Below are 18,296 nucleotides of genomic sequence, written 5' to 3'. Positions count from 1 at the left end.
TTATGGTAGCCTGCATAAAACGTTAACCGCAGGAAATGCCGTCGCTATGTCCATTCAGAAAATCGCTCAGCTTGCCGGGGTGTCCGTGGCAACGGTCTCTCGCGTGCTTAACAACAGCGATACCGTGAAAGCGAAAAACCGCGAACGCGTCCTGCAGGCGATCAAAGAGAGTAATTACCAGCCCAACCTGCTGGCGCGCCAGCTGCGGACTGCCCGCAGCTATATGATTCTGGTAATGGTGTCGAACATCGCTAACCCGTTCTGCGCCGAAGTGGTGAAAGGCATTGAAGAGGAAGCCGAAAAGAACGGCTACCGCATTCTGCTGTGCAACTCCGGCTCTGACATTGAACGCTCGCGTTCGGGGCTGAGTTTGCTGTCCGGTAAAATTGTCGACGGCATTATCACCATGGATGCCTTCTCAAAGCTTCCTGAACTGGCCGCCCTGATTGGCGCTGCGCCGTGGGTGCAGTGCGCCGAATACGCCGATGCCGGTGCGGTCTCCTGCGTCGGGATTAACGATGTGGACGCCTCGCAGCATGCGGTCAGCCAGCTTGCCGACGGTGGGCGCGGGCGGATCGCGATGATTAACCACGACCTGAGTTATAAATATGCCCGCCTGCGCGAGCGTGGCTATAAGAGCGTTATCCACCTGAAAGATCTGGCTTACCAGGCGGTGGAATACGCCAGCGATCTCAGCTTCGGCGCCGGAATGGCGGCGATGCAAAACCTGCTGAAGGAAAACCCGCCTGACGCGGTCTTTGCCGTTTCCGATACCCTGGCGGCAGGCGCATTGCATGCGATCCAGCAGGCGGGATTACGCGTGCCGGAAGACATTGCGGTAGTCGGGTTTGACGGTACGGAACTGGCGGAGATGATTTCGCTCACCACCATCGAACAGCCGTCGCGGGATATTGGGCGCAAGGCGGTCGATTTGTTGTTGAATAAAATCGATAACCCGGATGCGCCCACGGAAAGAGTGATGATGGACTGGCGCTTTATCTCCCGCGCCAGCGCCTGATTATTTCGCTATTACGCCAGCCAGCGAGCGAATATCGTTTCCGGTCGGAGACTGATGAATACGCAGACCAAATTCATCCACCACGGCGAATATATGGTCGAAAATATCGGCCTGAATCGCCTCATATTCCGCCCAGACGACTGTGTTAGTGAACGCGTATATTTCAACTGGCAGCCCGTTAGCTTCTGGTGCTAACTGACGAACCATCAGCGTCATATCTTTACGGATCCGCGGGTGATTACGCAGATATTCATTTAAATAGGCGCGGAAGGTTCCAATATTGGTCATTTTGCGCAGGTTCAGCACCGATTCGCCTTCACCGTTTTCCTGATTCCAGAGCGAAATTTCTTCGTGACGCGCCGCCATGTACGGCTTAAGCAGCTTCGCCTGAATCAGCTGCTGTTGCTCCTGCTCGTCGAGGAAGTGGATGCTGGTGGTGTCTATATTCAGGCTACGCTTGATGCGTCGCCCGCCGGAGGCCGACATGCCGCTCCAGTTGATAAAGGCATCAGAGACCAGCGCCCAGGTCGGAATGGTGGTGATGGTGTTGTCGAAGTTGCGCACCTTCACGGTGGTCAGGCCAATGTCCGTGACCGTGCCGTTGGCTCCGTATTTTGGCATCTCCAGCCAGTCACCGAGTTTAAGCATGTCATTGGCGGAGAGCTGGATCCCGGCGACAAGCCCGAGGATCGGGTCTTTAAACACCAGCATTAACACCGCAGCCATGGCGCCCAGGCCGCTAATCAGAATGGCTGGCGACTGACCAATCAGCAGCGAGATAATTAAAATCCCCACCAGAATAGCGCTCACCAGTTTTATCCCCTGGAAGATGCCCTTCAGCGGGAGCTGCGAGGCTGTCGCCATCTTTTGCGAAAGATTGAAAATGACGTCCAGCAGCGAGAAGAACGAGAGCAGGGCATACACCATCACCCACAACTTTGCGCAGGTGGTGAGCATTTCCGCGGCTTCGCTGCCTTTTTGCAGCCACAGTACCGCCTGAACGTTGACAATTATCCCCTGCAGGGTAAAAGCGACGCGGTGGAATAGCTTGTTCTGGGTAATGATTTGCAACCATAAATGGCTGCTGGCCTGCGCGCGCTTCTCAAAGGCCCGCAGGACCACTTTGTGCAGAATAAAATGAACGATGAGTGCGGTAAGAAAAATAATACCAAAGATAATCACTAAAGAGGTGGTGTGATTAATTTCAATGCCTAACTCTTCAACCTGAGCAATTAATTCCTGCATAACGTCTCCTGTATTGATGCAGCCCCATAATGGCGGCTGCGGATCTATTATGCAAATTCGTCAGGGTTATTTGACGGCGTGGCAGGTCGTCACCACCGGCAGGCACAGGTGATGGCGAACCCGCAGCGTCGCCAGCGCGAGGATCACCATCAGGCCAGTTTCCACCGCGAGGAAGAGGGTGATCGCCTGGGTGTAATCTCCGTGATGATTTTGCAGACCGTGCAGCAAAATCGCGCCAAAGATGGCCGGACCGAGTCCAAGCGCCGCCTGCTGCAGCGTGCTCAAAATGGCGCTCGCCGCCCCGGCGTCATCAGGCTGAATATCGCGCATGCCAATACGATAAAAACTGTTCACGATCAGCGCCTGACCGTAGCCGACCAGCCCGGTCGCGGGTGCCAGCGTCAGCGCGGTATTGTGCATTCCCCAGAGGCGGAAGGTGACAATCAGCGCCAGCAGGCCCGCTATCTGGATCGCCAGACCGGTGAGCAGAATGGTACTGGTGCTGTAGCGGGCAATCAGACGCGGGGCAAACCACGCTGAAATAAAGTAGGTAACACCCAGGGCGATAAAACTGTTGCCAGACTGCCACGGCGCCATCCCCAGACCGGTTTGCATGGTTAACGCCATGCAGAACATAAAGCCGGACCAGACGCTAAAAAAGAGCAACGCAATCAGCACGCCAAAGCGGATACTGCGCAACTGCAGCAGGCGCGGCGGGATCAGCGGATGCGCATCGTCCCGTTCTTTTTTGCGGGCGTTGAGGGCCATTAACCCGGCAAGCGGAATAATGGCGATAAGCGCGACCTTAAGCGGCCAGAACCAGTGCCACTGCGGGCCAAGCGCCATCGGGAACAGCAGGCAGCAGAGGATGATCGCCAGCAGGACGGTGCCCGTCCAGTCAATGCTTGATGGCGTGTCGCGGCGGGTTTCCGGCACGTAGCGGCGGCTCATGGCCAGCACCACCAGACAAATTGGCACGTTGATAAAGAAGGCGTTACGCCAGCCGAGGCCGGCAATGTCCGCCGATACCAGCCAGCCTCCGCCCATCTGGCCGACGATAAACGCGATGCCGCCGATGCCGCCAAAGAGGCTGATGGCCTTCGCGTGGGCCGTGCCTTTCAGCGTTACGTGCAGGGTGGCGAGAATTTGCGGCATGATCAGCGCCGCGCCAGCCCCCTGAAGAATACGGGCGCCCAGCAGTTGTTCAATGTTGCCTGCCATTCCGCACAGCAGTGAGGCCAGGCCAAAGCTCGCCACGCCCCACATGAAAAGACGTCGGCGGCCAAGGTTATCCCCCAGCTTGCTGCCGAGGGCAAGGCAGACAGCAAAGGCCACACCGTAAAGGGCAACAATTAATTCCAGCTCGGTGGCCGTAGCGTGCAGCGAGTGGGTGATAGCATCCAGCGCCACGTTGGTGATTGAGGTATCAATCAGCGGCAGCATCTGGCCGGTTAACAGCAATATCAGGCCTGCGCGGCCCGGTGAAACGACTGACGTATTCATGGTAACTCCATTGCGTCATTCAACAGATGGTCGTAGCATCAACGATCTGATAAACGGGTACCAGTTCTTGCTTATACTGGTACTGGCACTACCATGCAGGGGGATTTATGGCGCTGATGTCTGAACCCGTCGTCTCGCTCAAGGATGACACCCGAAAACAACTTGGTGCGTTTTTACGCGCCCGACGCGAAAGCCTCGATCCGCAGCGGCTCGGCCTGCCGCGCAGCGGTCGACGCCGCACGCCCGGGCTGCGCCGTGAAGAGGTGGCCCTGCTGGCGGACGTCGGGGTGACCTGGTACACCTGGCTTGAGCAGGGCAGGGACGTCAATCCGTCCAGCGCGGTGATGGCCGCCGTGGCAAAAGCGCTGCAATGTACCCCGACCGAAGCGCGCCATCTTTTTGTGCTGGCCGGGCTACCGCCGGGTGAAGCACCGCAGGCCACCTGCTGTGAAGGGATCAGCGAAGGCACGCGCCGCCTGCTTGATACGTTAATGCCGAAACCGGCCAGCATTCAGAAACCCAATTTCGACATCGTGGCGTGGAACGACAGCTTTGGTCATCTGATGGGGGTCGATTTCAATGCGATCCCCCCGGAAGACCGCAACTGTATTTATCTGTTCCTCACCCACCCGGCATGGCGCGCCCGTCTCGGCAGACGTGACGATGTGCTGCCCGTCTTTGTCTCCTATTTCCGGGCGGCGATGGCCGAGCACCGGGGTGACCCGCTGTGGGAAGCCAAACTGGCGCGCTTCTTTGCGGTATCTGAGGAGTTTAAAAATCTGTGGCATCAGCGCAATGACGTGCGCGGTGTGGAAAACCAGCTCAAGTTGTTTACCCATCCTGAGCTTGGGGAATTTACCCTGCAGCAGATGTACTGGTACTCTGCTCCACGAAACGGTTCCCGGTTGCTGGTGTATCTGCCAGTGGATGAAGCCGGGGAGAGAGCAATGGAATGGCTGACGGAGCAGGCAAAATGAAGGTTACCGGCAAACAGGAGCGGCTGCTACGCCGCGCACTCAACGAGTGGCAACAGGAAGGCACATTAACCGCTGACGACCACCAGCGGCTGGCCGGTACGCTTCAACGCGTGACCATGGACTGGCAGCGGCTGAGCCGCTACGCCTTCTGGACGGCACTCGCCTGCGTCATTATCGCCATCGGCAGCCTGTTCTCGGACAGCGAACTGATGGCGCGCATTATCGAATTCTTCGCTTTTTCCTCCCTTGCCCGCATCGGGCTGCCGGCGATCCTGGCCGTGCTGTTTTATTTGTGGGGCTTCAGCCGCCAGCGGCGGGAGACGCAGTGGCATTACAGTACCGAAGCGATTTTGTTCCTCGGAGTCTTGTTTACCGCCATCGCGCTCTGGCAGCTGGGTGAACGGCTGGATAACGGCAGCGGCCACATCGCCCCCCTGTTCCTGGCCGGCTGTGCCGTCTATGGCCTGGTAGGCTTTTTCGGCCGCTCCGGGCTGGTCTGGCTGTTTTTCTTGCTCTCGCTTGGCAACTGGTTTGGCGCGGAGACGGGCTATATGTCCGGCTGGGGCGCTTACTGGCTGGGGATGAACTATCCGGTGCGCTTTATCTTTTTCGGCGGCGCGCTGCTGGCCCTGTGCTGGATCCTGTGCGCTGTGCTGCAGTCCCGTCATCTCTACACCACCAGTAAAGCGATGGGGCTGACGTATCTCTTTGTCGCCCTGTGGATCATGTCGATATTTGGTAATTACGATATCGATAACTGGTACAGCGTGACCCAGGCCTCGTTGCTGCCGTGGGCGCTGCTGTTTGCGGTGGCGGCGGTTCTCTGTATTTACATCAGTCTGAAAACCGACGACGGCATGCTGCGCGGGTTTGGCCTGACGTTCCTCGCCATTAACCTCTATACCCGCTACTTCGAATACTTCTGGGATGGGATGAACAAGGTGGTGTTCTTCCTGATTCTGGCGGCGTCGCTGGCGGTGATAGGGCGGTATGCGGAGCGGATCTGGCATGCCGGGCGTGCGGAGAAGTAAGTTTTACGCGTTTTTATTGGGAAGACGCAGAAAACGCCGTCTGTGTGAGATGTTGGTTCAATGGCGAAACCAGGCAGATGACGCGTGATTGAAAACGGGCCGCAGTTGCAGCCCGTTTGTCTTAGCACTCGGTCACAATCGTGCTCAGCGGCAGGCGAGATTTTGGCAGCGCTGCGTTGAAATCTTCCACGCTGTGGTGTCCAACCGGGACCACCACCAGGCTGGTGAAGCCTTTCTCTTTCAGGCCAAACTCGTCGTCGAGGATGGCGGCGTCAAAACCTTCAATGGGTACGGCATCCAGGCCCAGCGCGGCCACGCCTAACAGGAAGTTACCGACGTTGAGGTAAACCTGTTTCGCCATCCACTGGTCGTCATCTTTCAGATCCACGCGGTGCATATCGGCGAAATAGCAGCGACCTTTGTGATTCGCCGCTTTTGCTTCTGGGGTGTTGAAGCGACCGTCGGCCTCTTCCTGATCGACGACGCGCTCAAGCCACGCATCGTCCATGGCGGTTTTCGCACAGAACACCACCACATGAGAGGCGTCCATCATTTTGCGTTCGTTGAACACGTAAGTGCCTGCCGCAGATTTGGCCACGCGCGCTTTACCTTCCTCAGTGCTGGCAATAATAAAATGCCACGGCTGGGAGTTCGTGCTGGACGGGCTGTACTGCAGCAGGGTTTTGATCTTCTCCGCTTCTTCAGCGGTCAGTTTCTTGCTTGGGTCAAACGCCTTGGTGGAGTGGCGTTTCAGGGCAACGGAAATGATATCCATAACAACTCCTGGTGATAAAATTCGCCCGCGTGCGGGCGCGAAAAGGAGTGCAGATTACCGTGCGAAGCGGGAAAAGATAAGTGCATTTTGAGCGCTTAATCTGTTCGTCTCAGACGAACAATCAGCGCGGCCTGATCCATTTCTGGTCTTTTTTCGGCAGCTTATCGACGACCAGATTCCAGGAGTCGTTGATGAGATCGGCCACCAGTTCCGGCGTAACATCGTCGGTGCCGTAGATTGAAATCCAGTGCTTTTTATTGAGATGATACCCCGGCTCAACGCCGCGGTAGATCTGCTGGTTTAACAGGGATTTTTCCGGATCGGATTTCAGGCTGACATGCGGTCGCCCGTGAGCAACCGCAACAATCATGAAAATCTTGCCACCCACTTTAAACACATCAAATTCCGGCCCGAACGGCCAGCAGTGTTCGGTGAACGGCAGTTCCAGCGCCACGCGTTTGGCGTGTTCCTGCAGCGATTTACTGTCCATCAATATCCTCGGAGGCGAGTCCACGCCACATGGCTTCAAAGCCCAGCGCTTTAAAATCGACGGCGCGGGACGGATCGCGGGTGGCAAATTCCATGGTGGTTTCGGCAAGCGATAAGAACATGGCATCACCAAAGGTACGAAACTCATCGGACATAAATACCGGGCGCACTGCGCGACGGCACAGTTCATGCAGTTCCGGGAACATCTCCTGCACGGCCTGCTCCGTTTCGGCGCTGATCTTCTCGCTGACGCCAAGCTGGCGAATGGCGGCGTGAGCGACAGGATTACGGATGCCCCAGTCCACGTAGCTGTTCCAGATATTGCGGGTATGTTCTTTGGGAAGGGTGAGCGTGCGATCAAGCTCCGCCAGCATCGTCTGGCAGAGATCCTGCTTCAGGTGCAGATAGAGGGCATTCAGCAGATCGTCTTTGGTAGCAAAGTAGCGGAACAGTGTGCCTTCAGCGACGCCCGCATTCCGGGCAATTAAGGCCGTTGAGGCGGCAATACCTGACTGTGCAAATGCAGCGGTTGCTGCGTCCAGTAAGGCCTGTTTTTTATCTTCACTCTTCGGACGTGCCACTAAATTGTTCCTCCTGTCAATTGTAAAAACCTTGATTGAAACACGTGCTTTGACAGGCTGCAACGCGCAATGTCAAAGATCGAAAACGTCTTGACGACTTTATCATCATATCTATAATGAGTGCTTACTCACTCATAATCAAGTTCAACCCGCGTAAACCATCGGATGGGGCGCGTTTTCGGGTCAGGATATGAAAAAGCCTCTATTCATCTGCGTGGTGTTCGTCATGATTATTGCTTCAGCTGCGAGTTTACCTTTTGTCCTGAATCCTGGATTTGGCCAGCCACCGCAGGGTGCGCAGCTTACCGAAGTGGAGGCCTCCCCGCAGTATCGCGACGGGAAATTCCACAATACGTTGCCGACACCGGGCTTCACCGGCGAGCAAAATATGCTGGTAGCGTGGTGGCAATTTCTGACCCGCAAAACCGAAAATGCCCGTCCCGCGCAGCCGCTGCCGCTGGTGAAAACCGATCTCGCCAGTCTGCCGCTGGAGCAGGACACGCTGGTCTGGCTCGGTCACTCGTCGTGGTATATGCAGCTGGCGGGTAAACGTATTCTGATTGACCCGGTACTCAGCAACTATGCCGCGCCGTTCTCGTTCCTCAATAAAGCTTTTGCGGGCGAGTATCCCTGGCATGCGCAGAACATGCCGGAGATCGACCTGCTGATCATCTCCCACGATCACTACGATCATCTGGATTACGCCACCATCAGTGCGTTACTGCCGAAGGTGAAACGTGTGGTTACTCCGCTGGGCGTTGGATCTCATCTGCGCTACTGGGGCATGAAGCCGGAAATTATCGACGAGCGCGACTGGAACCAGTCGGTGCGCATCAGTGATGACTTAACGGTGCACGTCCTGCCGGCACGTCACTTCTCCGGACGCGGGATTAAACGCGATCAAACCCTGTGGGGGAGCTTTATGTTCGTCACGCCGGCGCAGAAGGTTTATTACAGCGGAGACTCTGGTTACGGCCCGCACTTCAGGGCCATCGGTGAGCAGTTCGGCGAGGTGGATTTAGCCATCATGGAAAACGGCCAGTACGATCGGGACTGGAAGTACATTCACATGATGCCGGCGGAAACGGCGCAGGCGTCGGCTGACCTTAACGCGAAAGCTGTCGTGCCCGGTCATAACGGACGCTTTGTGCTGGCGAAACACACCTGGAACGATCCGCTGATCCAGCTGGCGCAGGCCAGCAAAGATAAAAATTATCGGCTACTGACGCCGGAGCTGGGTGAACCTGTTCATGTGAGTGATACCACGCAAACCTTTCGTGAGTGGTGGGAATAATGTTTAAGCGAGAAGCAGAGGGGGAGAGCAGTATGACCATTTCCGCTCAAGTCATCGACACCATCGTCGAGTGGATCGACGACAACCTGCACCAGCCATTACGTATCGAAGAGATCGCCCGCCACGCGGGTTACTCGAAATGGCATCTGCAGCGTTTGTTTATGCAGTACAAGGGCGAAAGTCTCGGGCGTTACATTCGCGAACGCAAGCTGCTGCTGGCAGCGCGTGACCTGCGTGAATCGGACGAGCGCGTCTACGATATCTGTTTGCGCTACGGCTTTGATTCGCAGCAGACGTTTACGCGTATCTTTACCCGTACCTTCAACCAGCCGCCTGGCGCGTACCGCAAAGAGAACCACAGCCGGACACACTGAACGTGTCGTTATGCAGAAATCCGACCGGGTAAGGCGCAGCCGCACCCGGTTTTTTTTACTTACGATGCCAGTGAAAACCAGCGACGCCAGACGAAACGCAGAATGAAGAATTCGAGGGCGCCAAGCAGTAAAAACCACACGCAGAACAAAATGGTGTACAGCTGGTTAAGATCGACCATGTGGAAGATCGTCATCAGCTTTTTCGCCAGCACCAGCCCAAGCGACGGCGCAGGTAACAGCAGGCAGGAGAGCAGGGCCATCAACAAAATGCCCCCCGCTGTGAGCAGCGATTCTAACGGGTGTTTCATCTTAATGTTAATCGTCAGTTAAAAATGTCATTGTCCGGCATCGCGGAACGTAAAGCAATATAAACCCGGCAGACGTTTTTTGTTAAATCAAATGCACTTTTCTGCGAATAAATAACAGAAAGAGAATAATCTCTCAGAAGCGATTAAATTATTATCGCGTTATGTAAATAAATGTCCTTGTCATGCAAATAATTTTACAAACATATAAGTGCTATATCCAATTAACGTGGCAATAACAATGGCAGCGACAATGTATAACGCCAGGCGACGTGCGCGATAAATACCAAACATGGTTCCTCCTCGTTTAGCGTTGGTTTAGAAATATTTTGTAAAAATCATCGTATTCGAATAATAGTTATTAGTTTTGAATATCCCGGCAGTACTTATATTGCGGTAGATCAATTTTACCCGCAAGCCTTAAAAATGAATTTATTAAAGCCAGAAAGGAATTCAGGCTTCCGTCCACCGTATATTGAAGGAAAAATACGATGACCAAAAAAAATCTCTCTCAGAACATGCCACCTGCTGGTGGGCAGGCGTATCAGCAGACCGTTGAGCAAGTGCTTGCTAACAAGCAGAGCCAGGCAAGCGGCCTCGACCGTGCTGAAGCGCAGGCACGTCTGCATCAGTATGGCCCTAACGCGTTGCCGGAGAAAAAAGGCAAGCCCGCCTGGCTACGTTTTCTCGCCCATTTTAATGATGTACTGATTTACGTTCTGCTTGCCGCGGCGGTATTAACCGCGGTTATGGGCCACTGGGTCGATACGCTGGTTATCCTCGGTGTGGCGGTAATCAACGCGTTAATTGGCCATATTCAGGAAAGCAATGCGGAAAAATCCCTGAAGAGTATTCGCAATATGCTCTCCAGCGAAGCGCGCGTCATTCGCAATGGCAATCATGAAACGCTACCGACAACTGAAATAGTCCCGGGCGATATTATTGTATTACGCGCAGGTGATCGTATTCCGGCGGATATGCGTTTAATCGAAGCGCATAATTTACGCGTGGAAGAGGCTATTCTGACCGGCGAATCTACCGTGGTGGATAAACACATTAATCCGCTGACCGGTGAATTACCGCTGGGCGACCGCACTAACCTGGTCTTTTCCGGTACGACCGTGAGTGCAGGGGGCGGCATTGGCGTGGTCATTGCCACCGGGCAAGAGACTGAACTTGGCCACATTAACCAGATGATGGCGGGTATTGAAAAGCATCGTACGCCGCTGCTGGTGCAGATGGACAAGCTGGGGAAAGCGATCTTCGCCATTATTCTGGCGATGATGGCGGCACTGTTTGTCTTCAGCCTGGTATTCCGCGAAATCCCCATGGGCGAGCTGCTGCTCTCTCTGATTAGCCTGGCGGTCGCCTCCGTGCCGGAAGGTCTGCCAGCCATTATTTCTATCATCCTTTCTCTTGGCGTGCAGGCGATGGCACGCAAGCGGGCGATTATCCGCAAGTTGCCAACGGTTGAAACCCTGGGGGCGATGACCGTGGTCTGCTCGGATAAAACCGGCACCCTGACCATGAACGAGATGACGGTGAAAGCCATCATTACTGCCGACAGTTGCTACCGCGTGGACGGTAACAGCTACGAGCCGGTGGGGAACATTTACCTGGAAGGCAGCGACGAGCCGATGCAGATCCAGCCGGGCACCGTGCTGGAGCAGTACCTGCGCACTGTCGATCTCTGTAATGACAGCCAACTGATTCAGGACGAACGCGGTCTGTGGGGCATCACCGGTGGGCCAACCGAAGGGGCGCTGAAGGTGCTGGCGGCGAAGGCGCATCTTGAGCCGGTGATGACCACCCTGATTAACAAGATCCCGTTCGATTCGCAGTACAAGTACATGAGCACCCACTATCAGATTGGTCACGAGGAGCACATCCTGATTACCGGCGCGCCGGACGTGATTTTCGCGCTGTGTAAACAGCAGCAGGCCCGTAACGGCGCTGAAGCGTTCGACCGCGCTTACTGGGAAACCGAGATGGAGCGCTATGCACGCCAGGGGCTGCGTATGGTTGCCGCGGCGTTCAAACCGGCGAACGGTGAGCAGGCGCTGACGCATGACGATCTGAATCACGGGCTGATCTTCCTCGGTATTGCCGCAATGATGGATCCACCGCGTCCTGAAGCGATTGATGCGATTCATGCCTGCCAGCAGGCCGGGATCCGCGTGAAGATGATCACCGGGGATCACCCGCAGACGGCAATGAGCATCGGTCAGATGCTCGGGATCACCAACAGCGAGCAGGCGGTGACGGGCTACCAACTGGAGAAAATGGACGACGCTGAGCTTGCAGACGCCGCGGTGAAATATGACATTTTCGCCCGTACCAGCCCGGAGCATAAGCTGCGCCTGGTGAAAGCCCTGCAGGACAAGGGTGAGATCGTGGGCATGACCGGCGACGGTGTGAATGACGCTCCGGCGTTGCGCCAGGCGGACGTGGGCATCGCAATGGGCATCAAAGGCACCGAAGTGACCAAAGAGGCGGCGGACATGGTCCTGACCGACGATAACTTCGCCACCATCGCCAGCGCGGTAAAAGAGGGGCGTCGCGTTTACGACAACCTGAAGAAAACCATTCTGTTCATTATGCCGACCAACCTGGCGCAGGGGTTACTGATTGTTATTGCGCTGCTGGCAGGAAACATTATCCCGCTGACGCCGGTACTGATTTTGTGGATGAACATGGCAACCTCCGCCACGCTCTCCTTTGGCCTGGCCTTTGAAGCCGCTGAGCGCAACATCATGAAGCGTCCGCCGCGTCAGACCGGACAGCACGTGATGGATGCGTACGCCGTATGGCGCGTGGCCTTCGTCGGGACCATGATTGCCATCGCCGCCTTTGCGCTGGAAGCCTGGCTGGCACCGCGCGGCCACAGCGCGGAGTTCATCCGTACCGTGCTGCTGCAGATGCTGGTCTGCGCCCAGTGGGTATACATGATTAACTGCCGCAACACTGAAGGGTTCTCCCTGAACCGTGGCCTGCTGGCGAACAAAGGGATTTGGCTGGTCACAGGCGTGTTGTTCCTGCTCCAGGCGGCAATCATCTACCTGCCGTTTATGCAGATGCTTTTCGGTACGGAAGCGCTGCCTCTGCGCTACTGGTTCGTCACGCTGGCGGTAGCTGCGGTGATGTTCTTCGTTGTAGAAATCGAGAAGCGACTGACCCGCAGGTTCCGTAAGGCTGCATAACCTTTTGCCCTCACCTTAACGCTCTCCCGCCGGGAGAGGGGATGCTGACCTCCCTTTCATTGGGCAGAGGGCCGGGGTGAGGGAAACACATCAGAGGTACATCCCCATGAAATTCCCGCTCCTGTTCGTCCTCCTCGCCCTCTTTCAACCCGCGTTTGCTGCTGCCATTCCGGTTCGCGTGGCGGTTGTGGAGCAAACGACCCACGCAGCTGAACGGCACGTGCCTGGCCGCATTGAAGCCATTCATACCGTCGAGATAAAAGCGCGCACGGAAGGCGTGATTACCCAGGTTCATTTTCGCGACGGACAATACGTGAAAAAAGGTGACGTGCTGTTTGAGCTGGATGATGCCGAGCCACGCGCCGCCGTGCGTCTGGCACAGGCTGAGGTAAAGAGCGCGGAAGCCACGCTGCGTCAGGCGCAGCAGCAGCTTTCACGCTTTGAAAGCCTGGGCAACAGCAATGCCATCAGCCGTCACGACGTGGATAACGCGCGCATGCAGCGCGATGTCGCCAGCGCTGCGCTGGAGCAGGCGAAAGCTCGCCTCGAAACCCGTAACGTGACGCTGGCGTACACGCGCATCACATCGCCGATTGATGGCCGCGTGGGGCACAGCCAGTTCCATGCCGGCAGCCTGGTGAACCCGTCAAGCGGCGTGCTGGTGGATGTCGTGCAGCTTGATCCGATCCGTATCGCCTTTGCGCTGGAAGAGGGGGCGTTTGCCACCAAAGCCGGACAACATGCGGATATCAGCGCCCTGAAGCGCGCCTGGCAGGCGCGGATTGACAGCAATGGTCAGCGCCTGAGCGGTGAACTGACCTCCGTGGACAATCGTATCGACCCGCGTACCGCCAGCGTGATGCTGCGCGCTGAATTTGCCAACCCGCGCCATCAGCTGCTGCCGGGCGGCAATGTGAATGTCTACCTGCGTCCGGCAAGCGCGCAGCCGGTGCTGACAGTGCCCGCTGCGGCGGTACAGCAAAACGGCGAGGGATTCTTTGCCTGGGTGGTTAACGCAGAAGGCAAAGCCGAAAAACGCCCGCTGAAGATTGCCGGACAGATTGGCCAGCAGTTTGAGATTTCATCCGGCTTACATCCCGGTGAGCGAGCGATCACCGACGGTGCCCAGCGCGTACAGCCTGGCGCAGCCGTCCAGATACTGAATTAAGGAGCCATCATGCTGACGTTTTTCATCAAACGCCCGCGCTTCGCGATGGTGATTGCGCTGGTGATAACCCTGCTGGGTGCCATCGCGCTGAAGATTATCCCGGTGGAGCAGTACCCGCAGATCACCCCACCGGTGGTGAATGTCTCCGCCAGTTGGCCCGGTGCCAGTTCGGCTGACGTGGCGGAAGCCATTGCCACGCCGCTGGAGACTCAGCTTAACGGCGTGGATCACATGCTCTATATGGAATCCACCAGTTCGGATGAAGGTGCCTACAGCCTGAACATCACATTTGCGGCAGGGACCGATCCGGATCTGGCCGCCATCGACGTGCAAAACCGCGTGACGCAGGCTGTGGCGCAATTGCCCACCGAGGCGCAGCAAAACGGCGTGCAGGTGCGTAAACGCGCCACCAATCTGATGATGGGGGTAAGCCTTTACTCACCGGACAATACCCACACGCCGCTTTTCGTCAGTAACTACGCCAGCACGCAGGTGCGTGAAGCGCTGGCGCGTTTGCCGGGCGTCGGGCAGGTGCAGATGTTTGGCGCGCGCGACTACAGCATGCGTATCTGGCTGCGTCCGGATCGCATGAACGCCCTGAACGTGACCACCGATGACGTGGCTCAGGCGTTACGCGAGCAGAACGTCCAGGGAGCGGCAGGCCAGGTCGGAACGCCGCCGGTGTTTAACGGCCAGCAGCAAACCCTGACGATTAACGGGCTGGGGCGTTTAAATCAGGCTGAGGACTTTGCAGACATCATTATCCGTGCAGGGGAGATGGGCCAGCTGGTGCGCCTGAAAGATGTCGCCACGATTGAACTGGGGTCGCGCAGCTACAGCTCCGGCGCCCAGTTGAACGGGCATGACTCGGCCTATCTTGGCATCTACCCTACGCCGTCCGCCAACGCCCTGCGCGTAGCCGATGCGGTTCGCGCGGAGCTGGCGCGACTCTCTGCACGCTTCCCGGACGATCTGACCTATGAAGTGAAATTCGATACCACCACCTTTGTCGCCGCGACCATCAAGGAGATTGGCGTCTCGCTGGCGCTGACCCTGCTCGCCGTCGTGGTGGTGGTTTCCTTATTTCTGCAGAGCTGGCGTGCGACGCTGATTGTGGCGCTCGCTATTCCAGTGTCGCTGGTCGGCACCTTTGCGGTGCTCTATACCCTCGGTTATTCGGCCAACACGCTCAGCATGTTCGCCATTATTCTGGCGCTTACCATGGTGGTGGATGACGCCATTGTGGTGGTGGAGAGTGTTGAAACGCTGATGGCTGAAGGGCAAAGCCGCACGGCGGCTACCGCACAGGCGCTGCGCCAGATTGCCGGGCCGGTGATTGCCACCACCCTGGTGCTGCTGGCGGTGTTTGTGCCGGTGGCGCTGCTGCCGGGGATCGTGGGGGAGTTGTATCGCCAGTTCGCGGTCACGCTCTCCACCGCCGTCACGCTCTCAAGCCTGGTGGCGCTGACCCTGACGCCAGCGCTCTGTGCGCTGTTGCTGCGCCCGCGCCCGAAGAAGCCAGCCGCGGTTTACCGCGTTTTCAACCGCGGACTGGATACCACGCGCACCGTTTATACCCGCATCGTTAACTGCATTAACCTTCGTCCGTGGCTGGTGCTGCTGGCAACGGCCGGCGCGGCGGGCGTGGTGGTGTTCAGCTTTATGTCGATGCCAAAGGGCTTCCTGCCGCAGGAAGATCAGGGCTACTTCTTCGCCAGCGTGCAACTGCCGGAAGCGGCGTCGCTGGAGCGTACTGAAGCGGTGATGACCACCGCGCGGGAGCTTATCGCCAGACACCCTGCGGTCGAGGATGTGATTCAAGTCTCCGGTTTTAACATTCTCAACGGTACCAGCGCGTCTAACGGCGGGTTTATCTCCATCATGCTGAAGACATGGGGGGAGCGTCCGCCGCTTGATGAGGTGATGGGAACGCTGCAGCGTCAGCTGCTGGCGCTGCCGGAAGCGACCATCATGACCTTCGCCCCGCCGACGTTGCCGGGGTTGGGCAACGCCTCCGGCTTCGACCTGCGTATTCAGGCCCAGGCGGGGCAAAGCCCGGCGGAGCTGGAACGCGTTACCCGCAACGTTCTGATAAAAGCTAACCAGCATCCGCAGCTTAACCGGGTGTTTACCACCTGGAGCAGCAACGTGCCACAGCTGACGCTGACCGTTGATCGCGAGCGCGCTGCCCGCCTCGACGTGCCGGTCTCGCGCATCTTCAGCAGCCTGCAAACCGCCTTTGGCGGCACGCGTGCCGGGGATTTTAGCGTTAACAACCGCGTCTACCACGTGGTGGTACAGAACGAAATGCAGTGGCGCGAGCGTGCCGGGCAAATCAGCGAATTGTTCGTGCGCAGCAATAACGGTGAGCGGGTGCGTCTGAGTAATCTTGTCACGATTACCCCGACCGTTGGCGCACCGTTCCTGCAGCAGTATAACCAGTTCCCGTCGGTGTCAGTGAGCGGGTCGGCGGCAGACGGCGTGAGCAGCAGCACGGCGATGGCCGTGATGAGCGAGCTTCTGGCGGAAAACCTGCCTGCCGGGTACGACTATGCCTGGAGCGGGATGTCTTATCAGGAGCAGCAGACCGGAAATCAGGCCATCTGGATTGTCCTGGCCGCAGTGGTTATGGCGTGGCTGTTCCTTGTCGCGCAGTATGAGAGCTGGACGCTGCCCGCGAGCGTGATGCTCTCAGTCCTGTTCGCCATCGGGGGCGCGCTGGTGTGGCTGTGGATCGCGGGATACGCCAACGATGTGTATGTGCAGATTGGCCTGGTACTGTTAATCGCGCTGGCGGCCAAGAACGCGATCCTGATCGTCGAGTTTGCCCGCGCACGGCGTCATGAGGGGATGGCGATTGTCGATGCGGCCCGTGAAGGTGCCTCCCGCCGCTTCCGGGCGGTGATGATGACGGCGGTGTCATTTATTATCGGTGTGCTGCCGATGATGCTGGCGTCCGGGGCAGGGGCGCAGAGCCGCCGCATCATTGGCACCACGGTGTTCAGCGGGATGCTGGTGGCCACCGTGGTCGGCATTCTGTTTATCCCGGCGCTGTTTGTGCTGTTCCAGCGCCTGCGTGAGTGGGGGCATCGCCTTACGGACTCGTCGCCCACAGCTCGCAATGTTTCTGAACCAGAGAAATAAGCGAACCGCCGTCTGCGATAAAATCGCGCATGCGCTGCGCCTCGCTCTTGCCCTGTTTTAACATCAGGGCTATTTCCTTAATCGCGCTCGTCGCGCCGAGCTTCTCGGCCGACGGCGCAACCTGCTCCAGCAGCCACCCAATATCTTCCGCCACGGTTTTGTGCTCGCCAGTCTGCACGTCCGTCAGAATGCCCTCTAACCCGTAACGACATGCCTGAAAACGGTTAAAGCGGTACAGCAGAAAATCCTTTTCCTGATGCTTATAGGGCCGCGTGGTCAGCAGCCAGTGAGACGTCGCCTGAATCAACCCGGCGATGTTGATCGCGTGGCCGAGCGTCAGCGGTGTATCCATCACCCGCACCTCGACCGTGCCAAAATGCGGGCTGGGGCGAATATCCCAGTGCAAATCTTTAATGCTGTCGATCATGCTGGTGGCGCTCAGACGACGAAACAGCCCTTCGAACTCCTGCCAGTTGTTCACCCACGGCATCTGTCCATTATCCGGAAATCCCGAGAAGATATTGAGTCGCGACGAGGCGAACTTCGTGTCCGTACCCTGCATATAGGGTGAGGACGCCGCCAGAGCAATAAAGTGGGGGACAAAGCGCGACAAACCATGCAGCAGATAAATAGCGTCGTCGCCGGTCCGACACCCGACATGCACGTGCTGGCCGAATACCGTCGCCTGCAAAATCAGATAGCCAAACCGTTCGAGCGTGACGTTATAGCGCTCGTCATCGCATACCTCCTGACGCTGCCACTTCTGGAAAGGGTGTGTCCCACCGCCGCAGATCTGAATATGCTGCTCCGCAGCGGCGCGCAGAATACTTTGCTGCATCACCGAGATTTGTGCGGCGGCCTGATCAATGTTCTGACACACGCCGGTGGCGATTTCGAGCATGCTCTCGGTGATATCGTGCTTCACTTCCCCGCCTTTGATGTCGTCTTTGACGGCAGCGATAAGGGCGGAGGAGTCCTGGCTCAGATCGTACCCCGGCGGGTTAACCACCTGCAGTTCAAGTTCAATACCAAGGGTATAAGGTTCAGAGGAATGGAAATCGGGTAATGGCATGGTGCACTCCGTTGTCGTAGATGAAATGAGTATAGACAACGGGTATGGCTCCCACTTCAGGCGGTGGTATAAAGGGACGTGTGGCGGCTATGCTGAACGCCACGGCACACTGATTAGGGC

15 protein-coding genes are annotated in these 18,296 nt (G+C 57.2%); 8 read left to right on the top strand and 7 right to left on the bottom strand.

Annotated elements, in window-relative coordinates; translation table 11 throughout:
- The first annotated feature begins 46 nt into the window (after window positions 1-46).
- A complete protein-coding gene (locus tag ACMVME_RS13505; protein ID WP_025204778.1) occupies window positions 47-1,018 on the top strand; it encodes a LacI family DNA-binding transcriptional regulator in 972 nt (323 codons plus the stop codon).
- On the opposite strand, the gene ACMVME_RS13500 is transcribed toward ACMVME_RS13505, so the two are convergent.
- Together ACMVME_RS13500 and ACMVME_RS13495 are read right to left on the bottom strand one after the other, a co-directional pair.
- Window positions 1,019-2,263, bottom strand: coding sequence for a mechanosensitive ion channel family protein (locus tag ACMVME_RS13500; protein WP_014168964.1), 1,245 nt, complete (start codon window positions 2,261-2,263; stop codon window positions 1,019-1,021).
- 66 nt (window positions 2,264-2,329) lie between these two features.
- A complete protein-coding gene (locus ACMVME_RS13495; protein WP_059306703.1) occupies window positions 2,330-3,766 on the bottom strand; it encodes an MFS transporter in 1,437 nt (478 codons plus the stop codon).
- A 107-nt stretch (window positions 3,767-3,873) separates the two neighbouring features.
- Between ACMVME_RS13495 and ACMVME_RS13490 the strand changes: the two genes are divergently transcribed.
- Together ACMVME_RS13490 and ACMVME_RS13485 are read left to right on the top strand one after the other, a co-directional pair.
- On the top strand, window positions 3,874-4,743 hold the full coding sequence (locus ACMVME_RS13490; RefSeq protein WP_014168966.1) for a helix-turn-helix transcriptional regulator: 870 nt from the start codon (window positions 3,874-3,876) through the stop codon (window positions 4,741-4,743).
- Window positions 4,740-5,774 carry a DUF2157 domain-containing protein gene (locus ACMVME_RS13485; RefSeq protein WP_068795139.1) on the top strand — a complete coding sequence of 345 codons (1,035 nt, stop codon included), beginning with the start codon at window positions 4,740-4,742 and terminating at the stop codon, window positions 5,772-5,774. The genes ACMVME_RS13490 and ACMVME_RS13485 overlap by 4 nt, the downstream gene beginning before the upstream one ends.
- Window positions 5,775-5,895: 121 nt before the next feature.
- Here ACMVME_RS13485 and nfsB read toward each other — a convergent pair whose 3' ends face one another.
- The 3 genes from nfsB to ACMVME_RS13470 form a co-directional block, all read right to left on the bottom strand.
- Window positions 5,896-6,549, bottom strand: a complete 654-nt coding sequence (nfsB, locus tag ACMVME_RS13480) for an oxygen-insensitive NAD(P)H nitroreductase (protein ID WP_047357037.1) — start codon at window positions 6,547-6,549, stop codon at window positions 5,896-5,898.
- A gap of 121 nt (window positions 6,550-6,670) precedes the next feature.
- The gene (locus ACMVME_RS13475; protein WP_414743448.1) at window positions 6,671-7,039 is read right to left on the bottom strand and encodes an MmcQ/YjbR family DNA-binding protein; all 369 of its coding nucleotides are present in this window, start codon (window positions 7,037-7,039) and stop codon (window positions 6,671-6,673) included.
- Window positions 7,029-7,619, bottom strand: a complete 591-nt coding sequence (locus tag ACMVME_RS13470) for a TetR/AcrR family transcriptional regulator (RefSeq protein ID WP_020885134.1) — start codon at window positions 7,617-7,619, stop codon at window positions 7,029-7,031. Before ACMVME_RS13470 ends, ACMVME_RS13475 begins: the two co-directional genes overlap by 11 nt.
- A gap of 190 nt (window positions 7,620-7,809) precedes the next feature.
- Between ACMVME_RS13470 and ACMVME_RS13465 the strand changes: the two genes are divergently transcribed.
- Window positions 7,810-8,913, top strand: a complete 1,104-nt coding sequence (locus ACMVME_RS13465; protein ID WP_068795138.1) for an MBL fold metallo-hydrolase — start codon at window positions 7,810-7,812, stop codon at window positions 8,911-8,913.
- Window positions 8,914-8,945: 32 nt separating this feature from the next.
- Window positions 8,946-9,287: a RamA family antibiotic efflux transcriptional regulator gene (locus ACMVME_RS13460; protein WP_020885132.1), complete on the top strand. Its 342-nt coding sequence runs from the start codon at window positions 8,946-8,948 to the stop codon at window positions 9,285-9,287.
- Window positions 9,288-9,346: 59 nt separating this feature from the next.
- Here the strand turns inward: ACMVME_RS13460 and ACMVME_RS13455 are convergent, their stop codons facing one another.
- A complete protein-coding gene (locus ACMVME_RS13455; RefSeq protein WP_025204775.1) occupies window positions 9,347-9,595 on the bottom strand; it encodes a DUF1158 domain-containing protein in 249 nt (82 codons plus the stop codon).
- A gap of 488 nt (window positions 9,596-10,083) precedes the next feature.
- Here ACMVME_RS13455 and ACMVME_RS13450 point away from each other — a divergent pair, with 488 nt between their 5' ends.
- The 3 genes from ACMVME_RS13450 (at window position 10,084) to ACMVME_RS13440 (ending at window position 17,104) form a co-directional block, all read left to right on the top strand.
- Window positions 10,084-12,792: a cation-transporting P-type ATPase gene (locus tag ACMVME_RS13450; RefSeq protein WP_047744073.1), complete on the top strand. Its 2,709-nt coding sequence runs from the start codon at window positions 10,084-10,086 to the stop codon at window positions 12,790-12,792.
- A gap of 106 nt (window positions 12,793-12,898) precedes the next feature.
- The gene (locus tag ACMVME_RS13445) at window positions 12,899-13,960 is read left to right on the top strand and encodes an efflux RND transporter periplasmic adaptor subunit (protein ID WP_044858095.1); all 1,062 of its coding nucleotides are present in this window, start codon (window positions 12,899-12,901) and stop codon (window positions 13,958-13,960) included.
- 9 nt (window positions 13,961-13,969) lie between these two features.
- The gene (locus tag ACMVME_RS13440) at window positions 13,970-17,104 is read left to right on the top strand and encodes an efflux RND transporter permease subunit (protein ID WP_068795137.1); all 3,135 of its coding nucleotides are present in this window, start codon (window positions 13,970-13,972) and stop codon (window positions 17,102-17,104) included.
- On the opposite strand, the gene ACMVME_RS13435 is transcribed toward ACMVME_RS13440, so the two are convergent.
- Window positions 17,055-18,176 (bottom strand): YbdK family carboxylate-amine ligase, encoded by a 1,122-nt coding sequence (locus ACMVME_RS13435; protein ID WP_040016833.1) that lies wholly within the window; start codon window positions 18,174-18,176, stop codon window positions 17,055-17,057. The genes ACMVME_RS13440 and ACMVME_RS13435 overlap by 50 nt on opposite strands.
- Window positions 18,177-18,296: the final 120 nt, after the last annotated feature.

Origin of the sequence: Enterobacter cloacae complex sp. 2024EL-00711, assembly GCF_047529885.1 — a bacterium.
Taxonomy (GTDB): Bacteria; Pseudomonadota; Gammaproteobacteria; order Enterobacterales; family Enterobacteriaceae; genus Enterobacter; species Enterobacter ludwigii.
The sequence above is the reverse complement of the archived record's forward strand: the minus strand, read 5'-3'. Positions and strand labels throughout refer to the sequence as shown.

Bases quoted from the DNA above. Each gene is read 5' to 3' on its own strand.
- ACMVME_RS13505 (WP_025204778.1), top strand. From the start codon at position 47: ATGTCCATTCAGAAAATCGCTCAGCTTGCCGGGGTGTCCGTGGCAACG.
- ACMVME_RS13475 (WP_414743448.1), bottom strand. From the start codon at position 7,039: ATGGACAGTAAATCGCTGCAGGAACACGCCAAACGCGTGGCGCTGGAA.
- ACMVME_RS13490 (WP_014168966.1), top strand. From the start codon at position 3,874: ATGGCGCTGATGTCTGAACCCGTCGTCTCGCTCAAGGATGACACCCGA.
- ACMVME_RS13460 (WP_020885132.1), top strand. From the start codon at position 8,946: ATGACCATTTCCGCTCAAGTCATCGACACCATCGTCGAGTGGATCGAC.
- ACMVME_RS13455 (WP_025204775.1), bottom strand. From the start codon at position 9,595: ATGAAACACCCGTTAGAATCGCTGCTCACAGCGGGGGGCATTTTGTTG.
- ACMVME_RS13445 (WP_044858095.1), top strand. From the start codon at position 12,899: ATGAAATTCCCGCTCCTGTTCGTCCTCCTCGCCCTCTTTCAACCCGCG.
- ACMVME_RS13440 (WP_068795137.1), top strand. From the start codon at position 13,970: ATGCTGACGTTTTTCATCAAACGCCCGCGCTTCGCGATGGTGATTGCG.
- ACMVME_RS13500 (WP_014168964.1), bottom strand. From the start codon at position 2,263: ATGCAGGAATTAATTGCTCAGGTTGAAGAGTTAGGCATTGAAATTAAT.
- ACMVME_RS13485 (WP_068795139.1), top strand. From the start codon at position 4,740: ATGAAGGTTACCGGCAAACAGGAGCGGCTGCTACGCCGCGCACTCAAC.
- ACMVME_RS13435 (WP_040016833.1), bottom strand. From the start codon at position 18,176: ATGCCATTACCCGATTTCCATTCCTCTGAACCTTATACCCTTGGTATT.
- nfsB (WP_047357037.1), bottom strand. From the start codon at position 6,549: ATGGATATCATTTCCGTTGCCCTGAAACGCCACTCCACCAAGGCGTTT.
- ACMVME_RS13465 (WP_068795138.1), top strand. From the start codon at position 7,810: ATGAAAAAGCCTCTATTCATCTGCGTGGTGTTCGTCATGATTATTGCT.
- ACMVME_RS13450 (WP_047744073.1), top strand. From the start codon at position 10,084: ATGACCAAAAAAAATCTCTCTCAGAACATGCCACCTGCTGGTGGGCAG.
- ACMVME_RS13495 (WP_059306703.1), bottom strand. From the start codon at position 3,766: ATGAATACGTCAGTCGTTTCACCGGGCCGCGCAGGCCTGATATTGCTG.